12 protein-coding genes are annotated in these 22,777 nt (G+C 39.9%); 1 reads left to right on the top strand and 11 read right to left on the bottom strand.

The window, feature by feature from the left end; all coding sequences use genetic code 11:
* Window positions 1-48: 48 nt before the first annotated feature.
* The gene (locus OKW21_RS24400; RefSeq protein WP_277484637.1) at window positions 49-2,079 is read left to right on the top strand and encodes a hypothetical protein; all 2,031 of its coding nucleotides are present in this window, start codon (window positions 49-51) and stop codon (window positions 2,077-2,079) included.
* Window positions 2,080-2,109: 30 nt separating this feature from the next.
* On the opposite strand, the gene OKW21_RS24395 is transcribed toward OKW21_RS24400, so the two are convergent.
* The 11 genes from OKW21_RS24395 to OKW21_RS24345 all read right to left on the bottom strand — a co-directional run bounded on the left by OKW21_RS24395 (window position 2,110) and on the right by OKW21_RS24345 (window position 22,595).
* Complete coding sequence (locus OKW21_RS24395; RefSeq protein WP_277484635.1) at window positions 2,110-6,588, bottom strand: DEAD/DEAH box helicase; 4,479 nt, start codon at window positions 6,586-6,588, stop codon at window positions 2,110-2,112.
* Window positions 6,585-6,800: a hypothetical protein gene (locus tag OKW21_RS24390; RefSeq protein ID WP_277484633.1), complete on the bottom strand. Its 216-nt coding sequence runs from the start codon at window positions 6,798-6,800 to the stop codon at window positions 6,585-6,587. Before OKW21_RS24390 ends, OKW21_RS24395 begins: the two co-directional genes overlap by 4 nt.
* Before the next feature lie 2 nt (window positions 6,801-6,802).
* A complete protein-coding gene (locus tag OKW21_RS24385; protein WP_277484632.1) occupies window positions 6,803-7,579 on the bottom strand; it encodes an HsdM family class I SAM-dependent methyltransferase in 777 nt (258 codons plus the stop codon).
* A 242-nt stretch (window positions 7,580-7,821) separates the two neighbouring features.
* Window positions 7,822-8,268 (bottom strand): hypothetical protein, encoded by a 447-nt coding sequence (locus tag OKW21_RS24380; RefSeq protein ID WP_277484630.1) that lies wholly within the window; start codon window positions 8,266-8,268, stop codon window positions 7,822-7,824.
* A 38-nt stretch (window positions 8,269-8,306) separates the two neighbouring features.
* Window positions 8,307-10,394 (bottom strand): BREX system Lon protease-like protein BrxL, encoded by a 2,088-nt coding sequence (brxL, locus tag OKW21_RS24375; protein ID WP_277484626.1) that lies wholly within the window; start codon window positions 10,392-10,394, stop codon window positions 8,307-8,309.
* Between the two features lie 2 nt (window positions 10,395-10,396).
* A complete protein-coding gene (locus OKW21_RS24370; RefSeq protein WP_277484623.1) occupies window positions 10,397-12,919 on the bottom strand; it encodes a PglZ domain-containing protein in 2,523 nt (840 codons plus the stop codon).
* Window positions 12,919-17,082: a BREX-1 system adenine-specific DNA-methyltransferase PglX gene (gene pglX / locus OKW21_RS24365; RefSeq protein ID WP_277484620.1), complete on the bottom strand. Its 4,164-nt coding sequence runs from the start codon at window positions 17,080-17,082 to the stop codon at window positions 12,919-12,921. The genes OKW21_RS24370 and pglX overlap by 1 nt, the downstream gene beginning before the upstream one ends.
* 1 nt (window position 17,083) lies before the next feature.
* Window positions 17,084-20,731: a BREX system P-loop protein BrxC gene (brxC, locus tag OKW21_RS24360; RefSeq protein ID WP_277484618.1), complete on the bottom strand. Its 3,648-nt coding sequence runs from the start codon at window positions 20,729-20,731 to the stop codon at window positions 17,084-17,086.
* A gap of 19 nt (window positions 20,732-20,750) precedes the next feature.
* Window positions 20,751-21,323, bottom strand: a complete 573-nt coding sequence (locus OKW21_RS24355) for a BREX protein BrxB domain-containing protein (RefSeq protein ID WP_277484616.1) — start codon at window positions 21,321-21,323, stop codon at window positions 20,751-20,753.
* The gene (locus OKW21_RS24350) at window positions 21,304-22,089 is read right to left on the bottom strand and encodes a BrxA family protein (protein WP_277484614.1); all 786 of its coding nucleotides are present in this window, start codon (window positions 22,087-22,089) and stop codon (window positions 21,304-21,306) included. The genes OKW21_RS24355 and OKW21_RS24350 overlap by 20 nt, the downstream gene beginning before the upstream one ends.
* 2 nt (window positions 22,090-22,091) lie before the next feature.
* Complete coding sequence (locus OKW21_RS24345; protein ID WP_277484611.1) at window positions 22,092-22,595, bottom strand: BrxE family protein; 504 nt, start codon at window positions 22,593-22,595, stop codon at window positions 22,092-22,094.
* Between the last annotated feature and the right edge of the window lie 182 nt (window positions 22,596-22,777).

The raw sequence follows: 22,777 nt of genomic DNA, 5'->3' as shown, positions 1-22,777 counted from the left end.
AAACTGAATTCCTTTGTTATTTATTGAGAACCTACCTGACCGTTTGTCATGAAACTACCTGTAAAGAACATAGTAAGTGAAATAGATTTAAGGCCTAATGATACTTTTCTTCCCCTATTTGAATGTGTGGTCAATTCTATAATTAGTTTGATGCAAATAAATAACGGCTCTAAGAAGAAAATTCAAATCCAAATAGAAAGGGGCGACCATCCTACTAATCCAGAATTATTTGACAACCAAAAAACTATTGAATCAATTAAGATAATTGATAATGGAGAGGGGTTTACCTCTGTGAACTTAGAGTCATTTGATACTGCTTATTCTCATAAAAATAAAGAATTTGGTTGTAAAGGTGTAGGTAGATTTACCATTCTTGCTGCCTTTGAAAAAATTGAAATTGAAAGTCATTATTTTGAAAATAATGAATGGAAAATGATCAGGTTTGATTTTGATCCCGAAAAGGAGATTCATAACAAGGAGATAGGTAAAAGTGATAGAAAGGAAAAAAAAACCATTGTTCATCTAAGAAATTTATATAATCATTCTATCAAAAATTCATCTGCTAGAACTACTGAATTCATTGCTGAAGAATTAATGAATCACTGTTTGATCTACTATTTGAGTGGAGATTTACCACGTATTGAAATATTTGACATAGATAGTAGTGAACTTTCAGTGGTAAATGAAAAATATGAAAATTTAAAAAAAGAAAGAGAGAGGTCATTTAATATTGGTGAATATGAATTCAAGTGCTACATAACAAAAACTGAGAAAGCAAATAATAGGAAAAATCATTATTCCTACTTCTGTGCTAACTCACGAGTAGTCGGTAGTGGTAGGAATTTGGCTAAATCAAATAGCCTTTTTATGTATCCAATTTCTGACAATAATGGGCGAAATTATTTTTTGGATGTATATCTAGTTTCTGATTTTCTGAATAAAAAAGTTTATAGCTCAAGAAATGGATTTGCGATACCCTATGAAAGGGATTTAGGAATTTTTTCATCTGAATCAATTACTTATGAGGAGATAGAAAATAGTCTTGCTCAGATCTTAACAAATGAATATAATTCCTATGTTAAGGAGACACAGGAAAAAAGTAATATAATTTTAAAAGAATATATTCTTAAGGAGGCTCCGCAATATAGAAGGTATGCTAATAAACCCGAGATATTAAGTTCCATTCCTCCAAACCTTTCTGACGAAAAAAAAGAAGAATATCTCTTTAAAATTTCATATCATGATAGGAAAAGAATTGAAAAAAACATACAAGAATTTATTAATAAAAAAGAGATTAACGAGGAAACAATTCAGGTAATCAAAAAAGAACTTGCTGAAAAAACTTCTTCTGATATTGATAGCCTAGCAGATTATATGTTCAGGAGGAGGGCGATTATAGACATTTTCAAAAAATTTTTAGAAGCTGATACGAATGGTAGTTATAAACTCGAAGAAGATATCCACAACTTAATATTTCCAATGGGAGTTACTCAAAATGAGATTGATTATGACTCTCATAATTTATGGATTCTTGATGAACGTTTTGCTACCTATAGTTTTATTGCTTCAGATAAGCCCATTACTAGAGTTAGCCAAAAGAAAAGTAGAAGTGAGCCAGACTTACTTATGCTAGATGAAAAGCCAGAGATGTTTGAAAATCCCATTAGTTTTGCTTCTTCTCCGTCTGGAGAATTACAATCAATGGTGATTTTTGAATTTAAAAGACCGGGAGAAACTGCACATCAAAAATCTAAAAATGATTATAGATGGGAATTTTCGGAACTAATTGAAAAATATTTTGATGACTTTTTGTATGGACAGGATAAAAAAAATTATAAAGGTAGGCATGTAATTGTCCATACTAATACCCCTAAATATGGCTATGTTATTGTAGATGTTATTCCTCCTCGCTTAGAAGAATACAATAAAGGTAGAGGATATCGAAAAACTCCCTTCGGAACTCTTTTTAAAATCTATCCTGATTTAAATATGCATATTGAAGTCATAACTTTTGAGCAACTTATTAGAGCGGTAGAAACAAGACATGCTCCATTTTTTGATAAATTATTTATGGGCTAAGTGATATAGTGTAGTATATAAGAATATATTTCAAGCAGCCCTCTTCATTTTCAACATCTTCATCTTAATAATAACAGCTTTTGCCTTGGCTTTGAGCTTGCCAGCAGCAACTGATAATACTTCTCGTTCTTCTTCATCTACTTCCCTAACCATACTAATCTGCTTATGCTGTTGGAGCTTATTGATTTCGTCAGCGAAAGCGTCTACTTCATTAGGCAGTAAAGTATGACCTTGATTCATGGTATCTGCCTGAGAGTAGTCCAGCAAATAGTTGAGGGATGCAAATTCCTGAGCTCGTTCAGTGATAGTTCCTGGCCTGATCTGCAGTTTGGCTTTCTTTTCTCGTACAATGGCTTCCAGTTTGCTCAGGTTTTCCTCTGAGCGTAAAAACTGCCGTTCTTCTTCCACCTTCTGAATTTCAGCTTCCATCTCTTCCAAAATCGGAGAAAGATCATCATGGATGCTCATACTTCGTTTGGCAAGGGTGGTAGTTTCAGCTTTTCGGACCTGGGGAACAATGGCTCTGAATTCGGAAAAGTCAGTATTGAACTGCCAGTCAGAAGAATTGATATCTCCTAAAAGATTAAGCAGTCGCTTTCCTACCCTGATCAGGTCTTTATCATCTCTATCTGAAGAAGCAAGAAACTCCTGCACATCTTTGACTACATCCTGAACACGTTCTAACAACGCTTTACGCTGCTTTTCATCTTTGATGCGCCAGTAGTATTGTTGCTCGTAGTTCTTGCTTATACCGAAGAAATAATCATTGACACGGTTGATCAATTCTTCCATTTTACGAGGCAGACTGTCTCTGAAATTCTGGTAGGTCTTGATTCTACCTTTCAGGGTAAGCAAGGTTTTATGCTCAGATTCCAGCACTTCTTTTTTGCGGGTATTCTCTTTTTCCTGCTTGTCCAACTCCATTTTGACCAGCTCACCGATATTGGTGTACAGGGCAAACTTTACCTCTTCCGGATCAAGCGACTCCTGATCCAGTACATTGCCTCTATCACTACGATACCAGATGTCATTGATCCTGCTGGACTTCTCTTCCAGCTTTTGAAAGACAAACACATCCATGGAATCATTGACTAGGGGCATCACAATACGCACATAGCCAAAGCGGTTTTTCTGCCGGTGGATTCTTCCTTCTACCTGTCTGATGCTGGTAGGATTCCAATCGGGAAGCAGGATATAGAGCACAGTACCATGATTTTGCAAATCAATACCTTCGGTAATAGTGCTGGTTCCGATAATTACTTTGACAATGTTGGCCTGGAAAGCATCTTTGATAGCTTCCTTTCGTGTTCCGGATATACCGGAAGTAATGATCTCTACTTCGTCAAAAGTTTTTCTGTTGTGTTTGACGTTCTGCTGATAGCCTACTTCTTCAATGAGGTATTTTTTGAGCATAGGGAAATAGTCTTTCCCCCGGTTCATATATATCACCTGGCCTGATACTGGCTCTCCTTTATCCTCATGATACTGCTTTACTGATGCAATACACTGGCAGGTATAGTCAATCTTGGGTGAGTTTTTGACAAACTCAATATAGTCTTTGGGGGGCAAACCATTGTAGAGTTTGGTAAAGTAGGGACTGATGGCATTGCTTAAGGATTGACCCATGCTTTCCAGTATGCTTCCTCCCCTACTTTTGTCCATAGCCAGTTTGATCACCTGATTTTGCACCGCATACTGGTCTTCAGTCATGGTAAGGTAGGTAAGGATCTGCTCATCCCCTTTTAAGCGCTGTACTTCTCCGGAAGGGGTAGTACGGTAGAGTTTGGGAAGATTGACTTTGATAGGTCTCAATACCCCTGCGTCTTCACCAGTTTTGTAGCTGATATGGTTGTGAATGAGCTTTTGGAGCAGCAATCGGTTGTTGAATCGTTTCACCACATATTTCTGCTGGATGGTGCCATCATAGCTGTTGGCATATTCCATTTCCTGTAGCACAAAGGTTTCCAGAAAGGAGCCAATATTTTTTAATCCCATCTGCACCATCTTGTCATAAGCAACCATGGACAACATAGAGAATACTTCCAGCGGTGAGTTGGTGAAAGGCGTAGCGGTTAAGAGCATCACATTACGACCAAACTTACGCTGAATGTAGTTGGTCATAAAGAACATCTTGATGGCTCGGTCTGAGGCTTGCGATTCCATTTTGAAACGCTTATTACCTTCATCATCCGTAGGTGTATTGGTAAAGACATTCTTGAAGTTATGGGCTTCATCCACTACGATAAAGTCAAAGCCTAAACTGTCTACATCTACCCGGGTTCCTTTCTGCGCCTGACCCACCGTTTTCTGGTTCTTCTTTTTCATCTTGGACCAATCCCTATTGGTTTTGCCCACATCTTTCATCATTACGATGTCGTTGAGCTCATCAAAGAATTCTCTTTGCAGATTTTCTGAATAGCCTAGCTGGATAAAACCTTCGTAGGTAAGCAGGGTAATGCTGTTCTCCGGTACTTCTTGCTCAAGATTTAATCCCTTTCTGATTTGGGTACCCAGGTTATACCAGTCATTGATGGTAATAGCGGTATGAGAGAGCACTCCCGGCACAAACTGCTTGCTTTTTTTATCGGTATAGCCAATGATTTCTCTTTTCCACTTTTCATAGGTGGGATTGGGAACCACTACCACCGGACGTTTAACCCTTCCTTCATAAAGGTTATTCGCCATAGTAATAATGGCAGACATGGTTTTACCTACGCCTACATCATAAGCGACTATTCCGGAACCAGCGGCCTGCATGAAAGCAATGGCTTCTCTTTGGGGAGGGGTGAACTGCAGTGTACCATGGTTTTTGCCAAAGGTTTTGCTGCACTCAAAGCCTACCGGGATGCGGTGATACATGATATCCGCAGTACCATTGTATAGCCTGTTCCATTCAAAGTCTATCTTTTGCTTGTCTTCCAGTGGTAAGCCTTCGTGCAGGAATCGGGAGAAAAGCTTTTCCCCTTCTTCCGGACCATACTGCATGATCATCTGCTGCTCGGCTTTATCCATGCGGTTCATGCTTCTGCCCAGCACATAATAATAATAGATTTGATGCGCAGACAGGTTGCCAAAATCCGTTCTTTCTAAAGTCTGCAAATAATGCCAGAAAGCATCTCTAAGAGAGATTTTAGCAGTTTGGGAGTCCTTATAACTATCGGCGATTTCATAGCCGGTTTCCTCAGCTAAGTTTTCAATCATGAAGGATTTAGAAAATTCAGAGAAAGCAAGAATCTTAGGCCGTTCATTGGGATCTACATGCTGAATAGAAATAGGCTTGGGTGTACGCTCAGCAATGATGTTTTGGTGCTTGGCATATACTGCTTCCCCAAACCTTGAGATAATTTCTTCTTTGTCTTCTTCTAACTGCTTCGCCCTTTCATACATATTGCCATAGGCATAAATGGGTAAGGGCAATAATTCTCCATTGGAGTAGAAAAGCAATCCTTTTTGGACAAAGCCAGTAAGGCTTTCTTCACTGACCTGCTGAGTGGTAGCTTTGATGGTACAATGATCCTTCTGCACAATGATTTTTTGGCCCTGTGGATTGGTGAGTACCAGATATACTTTTTGGTTGTATTCATGCTCAAATCTGGTAGGTTTTCCCAGAATTGAACCAGTGGGAACAGTTGCTATTTTGTGCCATTGATTGTCCAGTATCGAAGTAGCAGCGTTGGCGTACGCAACATTATCTCTATCCGCACTGGTATTATTGTCCAGAAAGTATTTCTTCCAGCTGGTCATGGGAGAGCCCAGAGATCTGCGATACCACACCCATACTTTGATTTCATCTTCACTAATGCCCTGATTATACATTTTGATCACTTCCTCAAAGCTGCGTTTGCCTTCTTCTTTTCGCTCAGGCTTAACCAGTCTTCCCAGGGTATAATCATCTAGCTTTCCTAAAGTACTGGTAGGCAATGCTCCCAAAGTAGCATGGAGTTGATGACCGGAGAGTCCTGCTAAACCAGCAAGTCCTGAGAGAGTAGTTTGAGTGGTCCTATTCGTATTCTTCATTTTGAGCATATTCATTTTGATGATGATGGCTTTAGCTTTCACTACAGCCAGTAGTTTTTTCTGCTTGGTGTCGGTTGGTGGTGTGGCTTGTTCTGTGGACTGCTTATTTAGCTGTGCTCTGATCAATCGGGGGATATCCGCTTTTTTACCCTTGATCTGCAGAGGAAAGTGAAAGGATGAAGTCACTTTCTCTTCTCCCAACTGCTTTTCAGGATGCATGGCAAACCAGGTGGAGTAACTGGCCTTCTCTTCAAAGCTCAATGGATCTTCAGAAACCAGATTAGCAAAGAGATAGTCATTAATGAGTGCTTCTTCACTTTCAGCAGCTGGTAAGACGAAAGGATTATCCTGAGCATAAAACTCCGGAGAGATGTAGCCTTGCTTGAGCAGTGAACGTACATCATTCTTTGCATTTCGGTCAATAGGTAACTCATTGATGTAATCCTCTATGATTTGAATCCTTGCCCGGTAGAAGCTGGGAGACTGTTTCATGAGAGCTCCATTTCCAGTTGGTTGATTGCCGCTGACAAGCTGATTTGGTTGGTAGCTGCATAATTGAGCAGCATGTTTTCCATCTGTCGGTATCCGTCTGCACGATTAAGAATAGTAGCAATGCCCGGATAGCTTACCGGATCAAGATTCAACAGCAGATCACGCACTTTTTGACGTAGCTGGATAATGGTCGTTTCTCTTTTTTTGCTCATGACTATAGTTTTTTAAGCACTAGAATGTCAGTGGGTACGCTGGAATTTCTAAATACTGCCGGTAATCGGTAAGCATCCACCAAATCTGCTACCTTACCCATAGCTTGTTTGATCTCCTTATACTTATCTCCATTGCGCAGGAAGTTGGAAGAAGTCAGGAATACGATAAGGCCACCTTCTTTTAGCAGTTTTAGACCGTAGTACAGGAAGAAATTCTCAATGGTGTGATGCCTGGGTTTAGTGTTGAAGTAACTTGCATACGGCCCTAAATGAGTACCATATGGAGGATTTCCAATGATCAGATCAAAGTCGGTTCCGATCCAGGGGTTACTTGCCTTAGTAGTATAACGAGGTGCTTCCAGGAACAGGGTTTCAAAGTACTGGTTGTAAAGGGTTGCTTTGGGGTGCAATATTTGGGCAATCCTAAAGGAGATGGGGTTAATTTCTAAACCATACAATTTTGCCTGATCCGGTGCATGGTCAAATATTCTCCCTGTACCACATGAGGGCTCAAGTGTCTTACCGTTATCCGGAAAGCCATAGTGTTTGGCCAGATCCCACATGATTTTAATAAGGAAATCCGGTGTATAAAACTCATCTGCTGCCCCTGCATATTCATCCTCAGCATCAGAAATGCCACCGGCACCTTCATATGTTCTTAGCAGCGTTTTTTCTTCTTCACTATATGGGGCTCCCGCAGCATCTTTCCTGCGGATCATCGCTTCTATTTCGGGTTTAGCGTTTGCTTGTACCCCTGAAAAGACTTCCAATTCTGGCATTCCCTTTTTTTAAGGGGACAAGGTAACGGAGGTGAAATTAGGTATTGTGGATTGGGGGAGTTTAATATGGTATATTATTTAAATTCTTGCAAGCGGATAATTTACAAAAAGTTGGTTGGCGTTTACTGGCAATTACAAATAGCTGTTAAATACGAGCTTGGGTTCAGGGCAGTAAAAAGGGAAGGATAAACTTAAAAGTAGTTTAGTGTTGTTTTAAATATGTTAAAAAATAAAATAGGAATTTATAGGCCGAAATCAGCCAGTTTAAAATCAAAATGAGGCTGAAGAATATACTCTTCAAAAAGGGATATCTCTGCTGCTGGTACTTTTATGAAGGTACTGTTATCATTCGGGGTCCAATGCTTTTGTCTACCTTCATAGTAATTTATTTCTAAACTGGATTTGATGTACCGAAAGGGACGGTCCAACCAGCCCTCCCCCTTGGCAGAAAATAGATTTGCTGGACCAGTAAACTGGCCTAAACAATATATGCCGTAGTTACCATGGGTGAGATAAAAATAGTCACCTACAGGCGCTTCTACAAAATTCTTTGCCTGAGGGGTAATTGACCTGCCCTTAGCTTTGGTGTCTTTATGCACATAAACGATACCATTACTGATAGAGTCCAAAATATCACCCGCTTTAAAGAAATCCTTTCCTTGAGAGAGTTTCCAAAAGTTTACTTCCATAATTGTAATAGTTTAATGTTATAGAATTTGCAGATAGGTTATTCTCTATAAAAAATATCCACTTTTGTTTCTAAGCACTTCCTCAAGTTTAAATCGTAATTTCCTATGCTATACCAAGTGTCAGGCTTTTGGTAAAAATCTAAACCTCGGCCAATTTTGATTGTCCAGCCGTTATCTATTCGGATCTCTCTGTCATGGAGATGTTCATTAATCTTAATGTCCAACTCAATATCCAATTCTAGTAAGCTTTGCTTTACATCTGTAAGACGTTCAGAAAGCTCTTTCATATCGGTTTGGTCATCATAAGTGGTACAGAGCGTAATCTTCCGTATTGAAGTCGTTTTAATAATAGCCTCGCAGAAACGTACAAAGTTTTGAATTTGATGTGTTACTCGTATATAGGGATCTTCAATTTCTACCGCTTTAGCACCGACCAGATAAGGCGATATTATAGATTCATAACTATATCCCGTAGCTCCGTAATGTATAGTATAGTGCTGTTCTTTTAGCTCTTGGACTTCCTCTAGTTCGTTTTCTACTTGTTCCGGTACAAATTCAACTTCGTTTTCAATAGCACTAACAGTTTCTCGTTGTACTTCTTTTTTCTCAACCTTATTTTCAACTACCTGTGATTCATCATGTATATTTTTCCGAATAGGGGATTGCGTAGCTCCAGCAGATTTTGATTCAGGGCAGTAAATTTTTACCTCTTCACCAGCTTTATTAAAATATGATAAGTCAATTTTTGCAAACTCATCATCTGACTTTCTCTTATTCATCTGCTCTTTGACGCGGCGTCTGCATTCTACTGCATAGGCAACATATTCTTCAAATTCTTCATCTGATGCCATTCCTGCAGGATGAAGAATTTTTAAGAAAGCGGCTACTGCTTTTTTGATCCCCTTCTCATCACGTCCTTCAACAGAAGCCCCCAGTTGGATACGTTTACTAACCTCTTCATAACGATTGGTATGCTTTAATTGATAATGAAATGCCTCAGCCAAATAGTCAGTGATAAAACCATAATTCTTTGTCAAATACTCACTGCTATTCTTAGGCATCTCCCAGCCAGGGAGATAAAGGGCAAAGCGGTCCATCACTGCCAAATCAAATTCCTTTGGAAGAGGCTGGAAAAGATCGTAAACCTCAGAATTGACGATCTGTTCTACAGATAAATCAAGGTTACCAACAAAAGCCATAGAAGCGTCTGCTATTACCTCAACTCCTCTGGAGAACCTTCCATTCGCCATGAAATCTTTCATGATCTGGATGGTATCCTGGTCTTTCACCTTGATTCCACCAACTTCGTCAAAAGCAACTGTATCCCAGAAACCTACAAGTCCAATCTTTTTCCGTTGGTTATTGTAAAACAAGGTTGCTTTAGTGGCTTGACCCCCGCTAATAAGTGTCGAATATGGTGAAAATTCACTAAAAAAGTATGATTTTCCAGTACCACGAGGGCCTAGCTCAATAAAATTGAAGTTGGGTTCTACCAGTGTAAATAATCGCGCGATGAAGTGAAGCTTTAAGCGGTGTGAAAGAAGCGTAGGCTCTAATCCAACTGACCGTAAAATAATATCCATCCATTCGTTTCGGCTAAACTCAGCTCTTCCTTCACAATATCTGTCAAAATCAAAACGGCTAAGCTGAATCGGTCTCAAATCTTCAATGTAAAACGCATAATCATCATCCTCGATTTCATTAAAGGCTATTGTGACCTCAGCCCATAGACCTCCTTGTAACAATCGGTCATGATCGCGATAGAACTTTTCGCTAATAGCAACCTTTCTAGAATCAAAATTTTCTAAAGCAGCCCAATGGCGGCGGTCTTTTTCCACATAATTGACATGGACCTTGTCAATAAAACGGTATTTGCCTTTGGTCGCAACTTTTGACTGAGCTTTGTTCGCCTCATTGGGACGCACATAATTATCATTCAATGTATCCAGGACTGCCTCAAGCCCCGCTTGAATCTCAGCTGCATCATCACTTGCACAATACCGAGCCAGCAGAAATTCAAGCACAAAAGTAGGAACGTTAGTACCCTTTTTAATGCGATGAAGCAGGTCTTTACGAACAACTTTACCATCAAAAGCTGTAGTTAATTTTTGATCTAATGCATCCATAGCTACACTGTATAATCCGTTTCTAGTTCGAGTTGATCGTAGGTCGACATAGTTGTAGGGTTGAGGGCTTTAATCTTGAACTTTCCTTCAAATTCCATACTCATCTTGAGCGTTACTTTTTCCTTACTACCTGGTTTTAGGATAATTGTCCCAGTTGCAGGATTGACAACACCCCCTGCCTTCGCTTCTCCTATAACATTCCCTTTTTTGTCGTACGCTTCTAATAGAATCTCAAAGTCTTTATCTACCGAGAACAAGTTTTGTGAATGTGCAGATACTTCTATCACTGGAAGCCTGGTCGTAATTCGCTTAGCACCGTTTTTATAAGATAGCTCAATTTTCACATCGCTCACATCTGGAGAACCATCGTCATTTAAATGCAATTGGATCACAGGTAAAATACATTCTTGGAGTGAGCATCCTCCATGATAATAAAGTAAACCACTTTTATAAGACGCAAGACTTAGCGGGCCAGCAAAATTTTTGAAGTCGCAATTTATTCCAGCCTCCTCAGCACTCAAATAGAAATGCTTTGAGTCAGATGGACCGTCTCCCAATAAGGAGCGCTCATGAATATTGATCCATTCACCGGAAAGCTTTGAACAAGTATCTCCTGGTCCAGCATGGGTATTCATGAAAAAACCATGGTCCGTAGCAATGACTACTTCAGCAAATCCAGCCCCTTTTAATTTATGTATTGCTACACGAATACGTTTAAGAGCATTCGTAATTTCGGCAGGTGCAGTATCTGGGTTGTTTTCAAAGTGGGAGTCAATTTCTACGGACCGTAAAACCAGCAGATCAGTATCAGGACTGATATCAAAGCGCTTACGGACAAACTCTTCTAGACGACCTTCCTGAAAACGATTCCCATATTTTTTCCGAATCACCTCCATCCGCTGTGTCACATTACCCACAATCTGACCATTAACTTGGGGTACAAAACCTGAATCTTTTTTTGTCAGACGAAAATCTGATGATGCTCCAGGAAGTAGACTTGCCATTCCCACTGGAGTGATGCCTGGTAATTGGACAAGTGTAGGAGTAATTTCTGTCTTTGCATCCTCAGATAGTTGCTTTTCTAAGGCAACTCCCAATTCATAGCGTAAAGCATCTACCATGATAAATGCTACCTTATTCCCGCTGATTTCAAGCTTTGGGGCAACTATCTTATCAAAAACCTCCACATTTGCCATTCGGCCAGTTATTGGCCATCCGGTTTGCTGAAAATGCTTAGTAAAGATAAATTGAACTTTCTCAATCAGTTTCCCATACTGCTTTCTAACATATTCCTGCACAGGAGTCATCAGCCCTTGAACATCCTGCCAGACATAATTGCTTACAGACTGCTCAAACTCTCGATGTCGTTGGTCTACCTCTCTCAAATGACCAACATAAAAGTCAATCAACTCTTCCATAGAACGAGCTCTGTTGCTCAGTGCACGCTCATTATCCTGACAGCTTTCTATTAATACTAAGGAGGAATGTAGGAAATCCCATTGTACTTGACTTTCACCTTTCCCAGTCCATACGGACTCCGCATGCCGAGCAAGTATCTCGCGTGTTTGATCAACCTTATCCTCCAGCAGAAACGAAATGGCCTGCCGTAAAAAGGTTCGCTCCTCAAAAGGAAATGTATCTCGTACCCCTAGATCTTTCATATCTTTGCAGACATCTGCCAGATTCAGCTCAACTTCTACAGACTCTGCCCTTTGGATATAGTTATTTTGGGTACGTCTATCACTTCGGAGTCGCTCGCAAATATCTTCAATAAGTGGCCTGGCAGCATCACTAGCATGAGGCACTTCAACTAGGCTATTCGGTAAGTCCTGGGGTAAATCAAAGACAAACTCACTGAACAGGACGAAACGCCAGAGCTCGTCTGCGATAGAGGACCATGTTTTTCCTCTTGTTTTCAGGCCAAGTCCGATACTTATCTTTAGAAGTTCTTTCGCTTCTGAAACCCAGCTTTCGTTTTCTTTAAGAGCCTTTTGTTGTTTCTCATTGGGGCAAAGTAGAGCAAATAAAATGTCCCTGGTAGATTCTACCCGGAGTAAAGCCCTTAAGTTGGGCCAGCTAAGCCCGCCACCGATAGCATCTACTACCGCAAACTCAGGACTTACATTCTCTTCAAAAACAGCTCTTACCTGTGTTGGATAATCTGGTTTCGCTTTTAAACATAAGCTTAGATAGCTGTCACCATCCCCATCGGGAAAAACTGCTCCACATACCAGATAGATAGCGAAAGGATCTTTTTGCTTCTCTTCCTCTTCTATAGGCTTCGCTTTAGGTACGTAGACAAGCAGTTGTTCTATTTCATTCCGACCTAGGGCATTGAGAGCATTCATGGCCTCTTCCCGGCTGGTGATACTGGATTCACTTGCATCTACGATTACCCTTTTTTCATCTGCCATTTCCAGACAAAGATCACGATAGCGGTGATCCGGATCATATACGACCAGCACTTGTTTTTTCTGTAGCCGTGGCGTTAATACTTCTTTTTTGATAAATGACTTGATATCCATTATACTAAATCCACTAATTTTTGCTGAATCAAATCACGCAATTCATTTTCTGACAGGTTTTTGGGCTGCCATTCAAATTTTGTTTCTCCCGTATCTTTTCCCCGACGGATTATTGGTACTTCCACCTCTTCCCAGAAATCGTCTTCCACATCATGGGCGATGGCAAAGCTGCGGTCTTGATGACATTTGCGCAGTACCCGCTCCGGCCATATGCTACAGGCAAGATGGGCCCAATCGTATTCCCCATCTTCTAATTTTTCCCAGGTTTCTTTCAGCTTTTTCTGCCACTGCTTGTGTTGGAACAGTTTCCATAAGGGGGCTGCGGTAATTTGCACCCCATCATTCAAGTTTGGCTTCCAAAACTTGGTAATGCGTAGCAATTCATCTCGGAAATCTTTGAGTTCTGACTCCAGATCAATGAGCTTGGCCAGTTCCTTTTCTTCAGCACTGCTGCGGGGAGATTTGTTGCGAAGGTTACTAAGTTCTTCAGTAACCGTTTTCAGCTTAGGTTCTACAAAATCATTGACGCAGGTATAAAGAGTTTGTTCGGTTAAGCGGTGGTAATATACCCACAAGGTGTAGGAGTCAGATGGTGTTTGAAGAGGAAGCAATGTAGGTGCATATCTACGATTTGCAGAGCTTTTTGCGAAATGAAAAGAAAAGTATTTATCGACATTTTTGAATATCTGCGAAAAAAATTCACACCCAAAAGGCTCAACTAAATATTTTTCTAATTGCTCTGAATCTCCTTCAAAATTTGCTATTCTATTTTTAACAATGTTTGATATCGTGCAACTATTGTTATCGGATTCACCTATAACTCCACAATTAATTTTTTCATTAGAGCCTGTAATTAACTCTGTAATTAATATGTAAGAGTAATTTTGCCTAGAGATAGGGTTGTTTGAGTCTAGGTGTAAATGTTTACTTATTTCCGCTATTGAAGAACCAGTTAACAAGGCAATATTCTCGAGCCTTCTATTTATATAAAATCCAAGTTTCTTTATCCGACGTAGTGGTAATTGTGTAAAAACTTGATCTGCAAGTTCCTTGTCAGACAAACATAATGCTTGTAATATGTAGGTATCATTGTTGCCTTCTTTTTCACAAGACAAAAGGGGGCCTGACAATGTATCAAGCCAAGGTAAGTCTATAGCAGAAATATCAGCAATAAGCTGATCAATTTTATTAACTTCACATATCGCTTCTCCAGCAAGAAAGCCAATTTTCTTCCAATTATTCTGACATAATGACTCTAAAGAAGAACTTACAATATCCTTAAGTACCTTATCGAGATCCCATCCTTCTAAAGAATGTAGATTTGATATTTTTCGTTGAATATCAAAAATCTTCATTCCGCTCTTCGCAAGCAGCTTCAAACTTGAATTATCTGGAATTGGAATTCTACCAATAAGATCTGTTGTATAGTGTCTAACTACTCCACCTGCTTGAGAAAAGTCTCCAGAGCTAACCATTGCCTCAATAAAGGCATGAGCAAGTCTAGAATTTAGGTAAGCCAATAAACCAAAAATTAGCTCTTGATTTTCGTCATCTATCAGGCAATAAATCCCTTGACCCGAACCGCTAATTGCTGAGCCTGGTGGGAGAAACCTAGCAGAAAAACAAGATGTTGTACCTTCAGTCCATGTAATTCCAGGGTTAAAATAGTATCTGTAGTTTCTTAATACAGACTTTTTGTTCGCTCTCAATTCTTTTCCATCCTCGGTCCAGTTTACTCGCATATCTAAATTAGAATAATAAGTAGCATATTCCCCCCCCTTTGCAATTACTGGAAAATCCCCTATATCTTCATCGTTGGTTGTTTCTTGATTTAACCTCAAATACCGGAAATCATCGGTTGTAGACATTCCTTGACATGCAGTAAATGATTGTGATTTTAAGCTTTTCCAGTTTTTGAAAAATTTAAAGAAATCATTTGGGTACCAATATGCGAATGGAGCAGTTGGAATTAGCTTAAAATCATTAGTATTTTTTATAAATATTCTATTTTTCGAATTAAAATTAATTGAGGAAGTTAGTATAGGCTCTCTTTCAGTAATATCTAAAAGCTTAATAAAAATAGTATCGGTTTCCTCTGAAAGAATATTTCTAGTAAGTACTAAAGCAGCTGTTTCTACAACTGGACCTTCAAAAACTCCAAATCCAAGATCTATAAAATAAGATACCTTATTATGTTTTAAGATATTTTTACGCCAACTATCATATGTACTTAGAAAATAGGCTCCTCTAGCAGATAGGGCGCCTACTTTGCCTGTATAATTTAACATATTTGATGCTCTAAGAATAAAAGGAGCATAGACAGCTCTAGATGACGGTTTGGAATAATGTTGATCTATGTATTTCTCTGTTCTCATACTTGCCTCTGCAAACGGAGGGTTCATTATTATCACATCAAACCTCTTCTGGCACAGGTCAATAAAAGCAAATCCTTTAACTGTATCTTCTGCAAAAAGTCTTTTTTGACCATCACCAGATTCCGCCTGGTCAGCATAATCACGCAAAGCCTTCAAAATACGCTCTTCTGCGGTATCCCAGAAGCCGGTATCATCGGTCAAATCATCAAAGTCAAAGAGGCGTGCTTGTCTAGGAGGTGCCATACCGGGCAAGTACCCCTGTTCCTGCTTTTGGCGCAAGATTTCCTTATTAAATTCTTCTTTTGCTTTACTGATAGTGGTTGCTATTTCCTCCTCAATCTTCAGAAGCGTTCCCGCTTCACCTGCTAGTTCCATTTTTTCAAAAATAGCTTCTACAAACTGTCCTAGAATGGGAGGGTCTAATTTAGCGGTAAACTCTCGCAGCATTTCCTTCTCCCCGGGCATGGGTTCCGCGCATACGATATGAGATTTTTTGATGGTCGGCCTCTCGTTAGGTTTAATGCCCAATTGATGCCAAGCTCGTTGCGCCCTTTGCCAAAGGGAGAGACCGGCTATTTGCACCGCACGGGGGTCAATATCCACCCCATGTATATTATGCTCAATGATCAGTTTTGGAATAGCTTTTTGAAATACTTCAAAACTCGTAAAAGAAGTTTGTAGAGACTCCATTGCTATGGGACGTTTAAAAGCATCAGCTCCTAGTTCTGTTTCTAGTTGCCAGGCCTCTTCATAAATTTTTTCAAAAAGATCAAAGGCATACAGCCCAAAATGCATAGATCCGCAGGCAGGGTCAAGCATGCGAATTTCTCGTGGATCCTTTAATGCCCGAAAGGGAATATACACCGGCTGCTTTAATAACTCTTCCTGAGATAGGCTTTCATTTACTTCTGTATCGTCTTCAGGAGCGGTTTCATCCTCAATTAAAAATATTTCGTTTGGTCTCCGCACCAGGTAACGGCAGGTGTCCATTAGGCCGGTCTTTCCCTGAGTCATCTCGTACCAGATTCGCGCCAGGGTGTTATCTGTAAGAAACTCTACGACATAGCGGGGTGTAAAAAATTGATTACGCACTGCCAGTTCCCGGCTGTTGCGGGGTGTCTGAGATTCTGCCCGCATTTTTTTGCGTTCCTCTTGAGAATTAAAGTATTGGTATATCCAACCGATCGTTTCATCCTCAGCCCAGAGCTGCTCAATCTCATAATGGTTGATCTGCTCAAGTAGGGAAAGCAATGCGGTTTCACGCGGGAAAAGTCGTCCCTGCGAACTATGGCGGTCAAAAAGTACCGCCAGGTCAAGGCTAAACTCATCAAATAAACTAAAAAGAAATTGGCTGTAAGCAGTACCGGTTTCACCCAATGAAGTGCCTGCAACTCTATGATAAAGTTGAAAGCCTTTTGAATTGTAGCCTTTGGTAATAGATTCTATTAAAAAGCCTCGGGCTTCGGCCATCCGCAAAGCACACAGACGATTGAGCACCGTAAATGCCTGTTCCCTGACGATGCGTTCTAAAGCTTGTTTGGTTCTTTCCTTCTCGGATTTTCCAGAGATGGAAGCCATATAGTGAGCCACCGTCTCTTGGAGAATGGTAGCAGTCTCTCTACCCTGATTATCTAGGAATTTTAAAGTATCTATATCGGCAATACTTCCATTTTTGGGGTCCATTCCATAAGTTGCCTGCAACTGTCGGGTAAACTCCTCGGTTAGAATAGACCTTGATTCGGAAACAAATTTTTGAAGACGGTTACGAGTACTTTGATCAAATGCCATATTAAGCTTCCTCCGTTTTATTTTCTCTAATGTCGAAAGTCACTTCAAATTCATTAGCGTATTGCAGTTCGCCACGTATCTGCTGAAGCTCACGTATCAATTCATCAAGATCTTCTAGCTTGGTAATCCTTTTTTGAGAATTTAAGTGGCGAGCTATTTTCTTTCCTTCTTTTTTCGCTTTTTCTTGTTCCTCTTTGAGTTTTTCTTGCAAGCGTTGGTGACCGATTCGCTGCACTCGTACCTTCAGATCTTGTAATTGGCTTTGAATAGCATAATCTTGATTCACTAGCTCCCTAAGTCCGGACAGGTCTTCAGTAGCATCACTTGCCAATGCTTCCACATCAGCCAATAGCTCATTTTGTTCCTGAGCAGTAAGTTCCTTCCATTCATCAATACGGACTAATTCTTGTTCCCCATCTTTGATCCGATTTTGCTGTTCCTCAGACATTTCTATTACAGCATCTCTTACCCTTGCTTTGAAGTGGGTAAGAGATGATGCAAAGTCAGTACTGTAATTGAAAAAGTCAGGTCGGGATAAGCGCTCTTTGAGCTGTCCCAATTCATCAGCTAATTCATTTTTTAACACACCTGGCGTACCGCTATTTGGAAAGGTATCTATTTCACTTCTGTGCTTTTGCAGTTGGCGAAGTGTATCCTCCAGGCCATATTCCAATGATTGTCTAAGTTCAGATGCCCATTTTAAATTAGCATAAAGAACAGAATCCTCTCCACCCAACCGTTGTGCAGCATCAGATGCGTCATTAAAAAGAATATCTTTAATATCCTGGCTCAGTGTTTCCAGGCGGTCTGCACCAGGTAGTCCTAAAGACTTTAATTTTTCAGCCAAAGGCCCATAGGCATGCTGTAATTGTGGAAAAAGCTTGGTGGTAGCTTTACTTATTTCATCCTCAAGTGGAACAACTATGTCGCCGCTTACACTTAGCTCAGTAAGTCGTTCAGCTGCATTAGCCAAAACTTCCATTCCTGGGCGCTCATCTCTAAGGGAGATGCCTACGGTTTTGAAACTGTTATTGGTTTTCAAAGCATCTATAGCTTGCTGCCCGTTGACAGTAACTTCTCGACCAGCTACTTTTAGTTTAATTTCACCAGCTATTAACATTGCTGCCACTAAATATCTCAATGTATCTTGTGACCAGCCGAAAGGAGCATCTGTAAAAATATCAATAAGCCTTTTACCTTCAATTGCACCCTGGCGCTCAATTATGTCCCGAATGCTGGTGATAGCTTTATGGTCTGTATTTATTGATGGTCTACCACCTTGGGTTTGAACGAGGTTTAAAGGGTCTGTCTGTACCGTAACACCTGTAAGATTCCCGAGACGTAAAAACTTCTCTGCAAGATCGGTTCCTGCCCTAGTAGGTGCTTCAGAATATCGGTCAAATACCTGCTCGGCAACACCTGCTAAATGTTTGCGTGATGCTTCAGCTAATTCATTATTCAAGCTCTCAACTGCAGTAACTTCACCTCTAAAAATGAAGGACCCCTGCACCAAACTGCGCTTAATGAGGCGCTCCAACTCATTCATCAGACGGTGAGCTCGATCAATTTGACCATTGCAGTAATCTTTCACTTCCTGGTCTGGCTCACTTCGGTATTTTCCAACAATCTCACGGCTACGGTAAATCTCATTGGTCAACTCATCCATTTCAGGAGTAGAGCGTCCAAATAAGAAAACATAGTATTGAGCAGACTTCTGCCTACTTTCATCTGTCAGTCGGACTTTGGCTATATCATATTCTTTGGGATCAATAACCTCAACGATGGTTTGTATCGTATTGCGTTCACCAGCTAGAGAAACATGTAGCCCGCTGGATGCCTGAGCTTTTAGCCCAGTTTGAACATTTAGTGTGCCGTTTAACTGTGTACTGGGGAGTGGAGAATATGCTTCTCTCAAAGCTTCATTTTGAATGCGGCGAATTTCTACACCTCGCAATAGAATCGTCGCACGTTCCTGTTCTATATCGTTTAGTTTTTCACTGAAAAAGCGTAGTTGCTCGTCCTGTTCTCCAAAAGGTACAATTGGGTCACTAATTAGATCTTCAATAGCTGCCTTTACTTCATCAAATGAAGAGCTTTCACTTATACCAGAATGCATTAAACTGGTCACATTTTGAATTGAAACGGGCAGGTTTCCTAGAATTTGAAGAACACATACAGTTTTACCGATGTCCTGATGCAAGGGCTTGTCAGGAAAACGTATTTTTACTTTACCAACAGATTGATGAAGAGATGGAAAGGCCCTGCTTATATCTTTTTCAAGTGTATCATATAGGGTAACCGTTGTTGCTATCCATCCAACCGATTGATTTGCTATAGGGGTATTCCCATCTGAACCTTCAACAAGAATATCCTGAATGACTTTGATTGCTGAACGCAAGCCAATTCCGCCAGTACTCTTTGCTAGTGCCCCCAGAAGGTGCAGCAGGATATCAAAATGCGCTGGTAGAAATGGATATAGATCAATAAAAGTTTTACGGTCAAAATCAGCACCATATACTCTGGCATCCACGAGTTTAGTATTATGACGTAGCATTTGGCCATGCTTATCAAAAAGACCTCCAAGAGTGTTTTCACCTTCTGGCGATTTTCCTAAAAGCCTGGTGTAACAAATCTCTTTGATATCATTTGCCTCAAGATCAATCTGAATAGGGAATCTATCCTTTAGTTTGTAAAGTTCTGGTGAATTCAGAGATGCTCTAGGATCATCTTCTGTTAATGTCTGCTGTGCAGTTCCAATAATCCAAACCTTTCCATTTCCAATATTTTTCAGGTTTTTAGCCAAGCCATCCAGGTTAAGAATAAGGTTTTGGCGTGACCCAACATATTGGCCAACTTCGTCAACGATGAAGATAATATATTCTTTACCCGTTGCTTCTCGGGCTATTTCAAGCATTTCACCTACTCGATCATTTTCAAAGCGAATTACCTCACTTGCTTCAGTTGTAAAAGAAGAAGAAGTTTTAAATAGGGTGGGATACATTTGATGGGCAATCTCAGGGATGAGACTGTCTACTACTAATTCATCATTCCGATAATCATCCCATTCCTGTCCATCAGTCTGTTCACGAAAAATATTCAGAAATTCCTCATAACGCTCTTCCTTTTTTAGTTTTCGTTCAAACGCAGCCACCTTTAAATTTCGTGAGTAACCAGCCCATTGGAGTACTTTATAATAGAGTACAGTTGAAACCTCTTCCATGGTGGAACCTGCTACTTGTTCGCTGGCCAGATCAAGCATGAGTACGGCTGCAGGAAACTTTTTAGCAACAGCATTTAGTAATGCCTTCGTGGTTGATTTCGTTAGACGGTCTTGTAAATGTTGTATGAATGGAATACCATCAATCTTTACGTTGTCGTCAAAAGCAAGTCCAAGGTACTTTGTGAAAGAGCTTTTTCCAGATCCATAAAATCCAGAGACCCAAACTCCCACCTCGTTTTCTCCACCTGCTTCCATCGCAGCCTGCATTTTACTAAGCAGTTTTTCAAATTGCTCTTCAATGCTCTCTGTAACTACGTATTCCGATATCTCCGCTTTCAGTCGCGTTTCTTGGGACACACCATAGGTAATAACTTTCTCAATGGTGCGATAGATATTTTTACTAGAGTCAAATAAAGTTTTAATTTCCATAGAATATCCCTGCGTTTTATTAACCTCCAACATGAACTGATCTGTAGTTACCGTCTTCCGGATAAAATCCTAGAAACTTTAATCTGGTTTTACCGGTCCTTGTACCAGGATAAAAGAATATAGTCGGCACACTAAATTTACCCTGAAGCTGACTTTCTATAGCCCCAATACGCATATAGGGGTGCAGCGCTTCTATATCAGTGACCAAAAGTATATTTCGTGAGTCACCTTCCAAGTCCTCTAAAACCATTTCCAGTTCTTTTTGCAATGCTCCATTATTGAGTGCATTGGCTAAGGCCTTATTTGTTTTGTCCCAATGTAATGGCGACTTTGAATCTGCAGCTAGCCAGATTTTACGAAGTGGGGCTTTTTTAACTATCTGATCAATTTTAGATGCTATAGAGAAGTTTTTTACTTTCCAACCCTCATTTTTAAGCTTGGCCATCCACGCGGGCATTTGGCGCTTTACCTCCAGGATTTGCTGTGGAGCAAAAACGAGATAAAATATTGGTTCAAAACTGGCATGACCAAATTCGCGGCCAACTCTTATTCGTTCTATTAATTCGTTAAAATCAGCTTTCAATGATGACATTTGTGACTTCTTCTAAATTGTTAAAACTCCAGCTTATCCTTGTAACATCCCCGGCTGTCTGTACAATTAGCCAGCCTTTTTTAGAAATCCGTTTCAATTCCTCTCTTACATCCCCTGGCTCCAAACCGAAAATCTTCCAAATGCTATGATTTATAATGCTATTATCACCCATGCCATGGAGGTGAAACCAGTAAGAAAAAAAAAGTAAAGTGTGTTCCTGTAGCCTAATTGATTGGATCTGCCTTTCCGATGAGCGATTTGAGGAAAGCAAGCCATAGTCTGCACAACATCCTATCAAGTAGGAAGAAACTCTTCGTATCGTAGTTTCAGACCAAACTGATTGTGTTTTCCCTTCATTTACTGCATTGGTGACAAAGTCCTTGGCATTAGAAGTGGATAGCGTATCTCGTCCTCCGGAATATTTATTCCAATATACTTCTATGATGAAATCAAATAATATTTGGTTTGCTAAAGAAGTGAATACCAATAGAAATTGGTTAAAGGTAGAAGCTGGTAATACTTGACTTATTGGTTTGAGATATTTAGCCGAATCAGGCTTTATATATCTTGGAGTAAAGCACTCTGTAATTATATTTCTTAATCGTCTTGCAGAAACCATTGGGAAGAGGCCAGACTCAAGTGCTTTTTCATGTAGTTGGGAAGAGGTCAACCCAGGCTCATAAATTGATAGTAAAGACTTTGTTTCCTCAATTAGACCAAGTCCTGCTTGTAACTGTGTAGTATAGAATTTTTTCTTATCACTCATTATTAGCATCTCATATATGGAAAAGTTTTATACCCTACTGTAAGAGCATCATTATAATGAGATCTGGATATATTAATCAAAGCACCCAAACTCTTATCTGAGTAATCACCAACTGCCACAGGCCCCTCTGCTTTTTGAATCTGTTCTACACCTAATTCTTGAAGCCGAGAAAAGGCTGAATCCTTACTAGCTGTATATTGAGAAAAATTCTCGCCAAAACTTTTGTCTTGAATAAACTTGAAAAGTGCCTTTTCAATGGAATCTGGAAGGCGATATAGATGATAGTGTTTACCAATCCCAATATGCTCATCATGTACTATCGATGCTGTTTTGCAAACACTACTATACTGTGCTAATACTATTGAATTTGGAAAAATATGTGAAAGAAACATTTTGCTTGAGGATGACAAGAAAGAAGAATTCCACCATGACGCTTGTTGTTTTTCACCTAAGAAACCTATCAACATTCTAGTTTCGCAAATTTGTTGTATCTCTTTTAACTTCATATTACTACTCTACTAACCCTTGCAAGAATATCAATCTACTTGAGCATATGATACCAGGCGCTTTACTTTATTTTTAATGAACTGCTCAAATTGACTAATTAGCTATAGTGTAAAATAAATGAAGGTTAAGTTTACCACTAAGCGTAAGTACTTTCACCCTCCTTATTTATTCATTTTGCCTT

This window comes from Catalinimonas alkaloidigena (assembly GCF_029504655.1).
GTDB lineage: Bacteria > Bacteroidota > Bacteroidia > Cytophagales > Cyclobacteriaceae > Catalinimonas > Catalinimonas alkaloidigena.
The sequence above is the reverse complement of the archived record's forward strand: the minus strand, read 5'-3'. Positions and strand labels throughout refer to the sequence as shown.

Coding starts and splice junctions, on each gene's coding strand:
- OKW21_RS24400 (WP_277484637.1), top strand. CDS start 49: ATGAAACTACCTGTAAAGAACATAGTAAGTGAAATAGATTTAAGGCCT.
- OKW21_RS24395 (WP_277484635.1), bottom strand. CDS start 6,588: ATGAAACAGTCTCCCAGCTTCTACCGGGCAAGGATTCAAATCATAGAG.
- OKW21_RS24390 (WP_277484633.1), bottom strand. CDS start 6,800: ATGAGCAAAAAAAGAGAAACGACCATTATCCAGCTACGTCAAAAAGTG.
- OKW21_RS24385 (WP_277484632.1), bottom strand. CDS start 7,579: ATGCCAGAATTGGAAGTCTTTTCAGGGGTACAAGCAAACGCTAAACCC.
- OKW21_RS24380 (WP_277484630.1), bottom strand. CDS start 8,268: ATGGAAGTAAACTTTTGGAAACTCTCTCAAGGAAAGGATTTCTTTAAA.
- brxL (WP_277484626.1), bottom strand. CDS start 10,394: ATGGATGCATTAGATCAAAAATTAACTACAGCTTTTGATGGTAAAGTT.
- OKW21_RS24370 (WP_277484623.1), bottom strand. CDS start 12,919: ATGGATATCAAGTCATTTATCAAAAAAGAAGTATTAACGCCACGGCTA.
- pglX (WP_277484620.1), bottom strand. CDS start 17,082: ATGGCATTTGATCAAAGTACTCGTAACCGTCTTCAAAAATTTGTTTCC.
- brxC (WP_277484618.1), bottom strand. CDS start 20,731: ATGGAAATTAAAACTTTATTTGACTCTAGTAAAAATATCTATCGCACC.
- OKW21_RS24355 (WP_277484616.1), bottom strand. CDS start 21,323: ATGTCATCATTGAAAGCTGATTTTAACGAATTAATAGAACGAATAAGA.
- OKW21_RS24350 (WP_277484614.1), bottom strand. CDS start 22,089: ATGAGTGATAAGAAAAAATTCTATACTACACAGTTACAAGCAGGACTT.
- OKW21_RS24345 (WP_277484611.1), bottom strand. CDS start 22,595: ATGAAGTTAAAAGAGATACAACAAATTTGCGAAACTAGAATGTTGATA.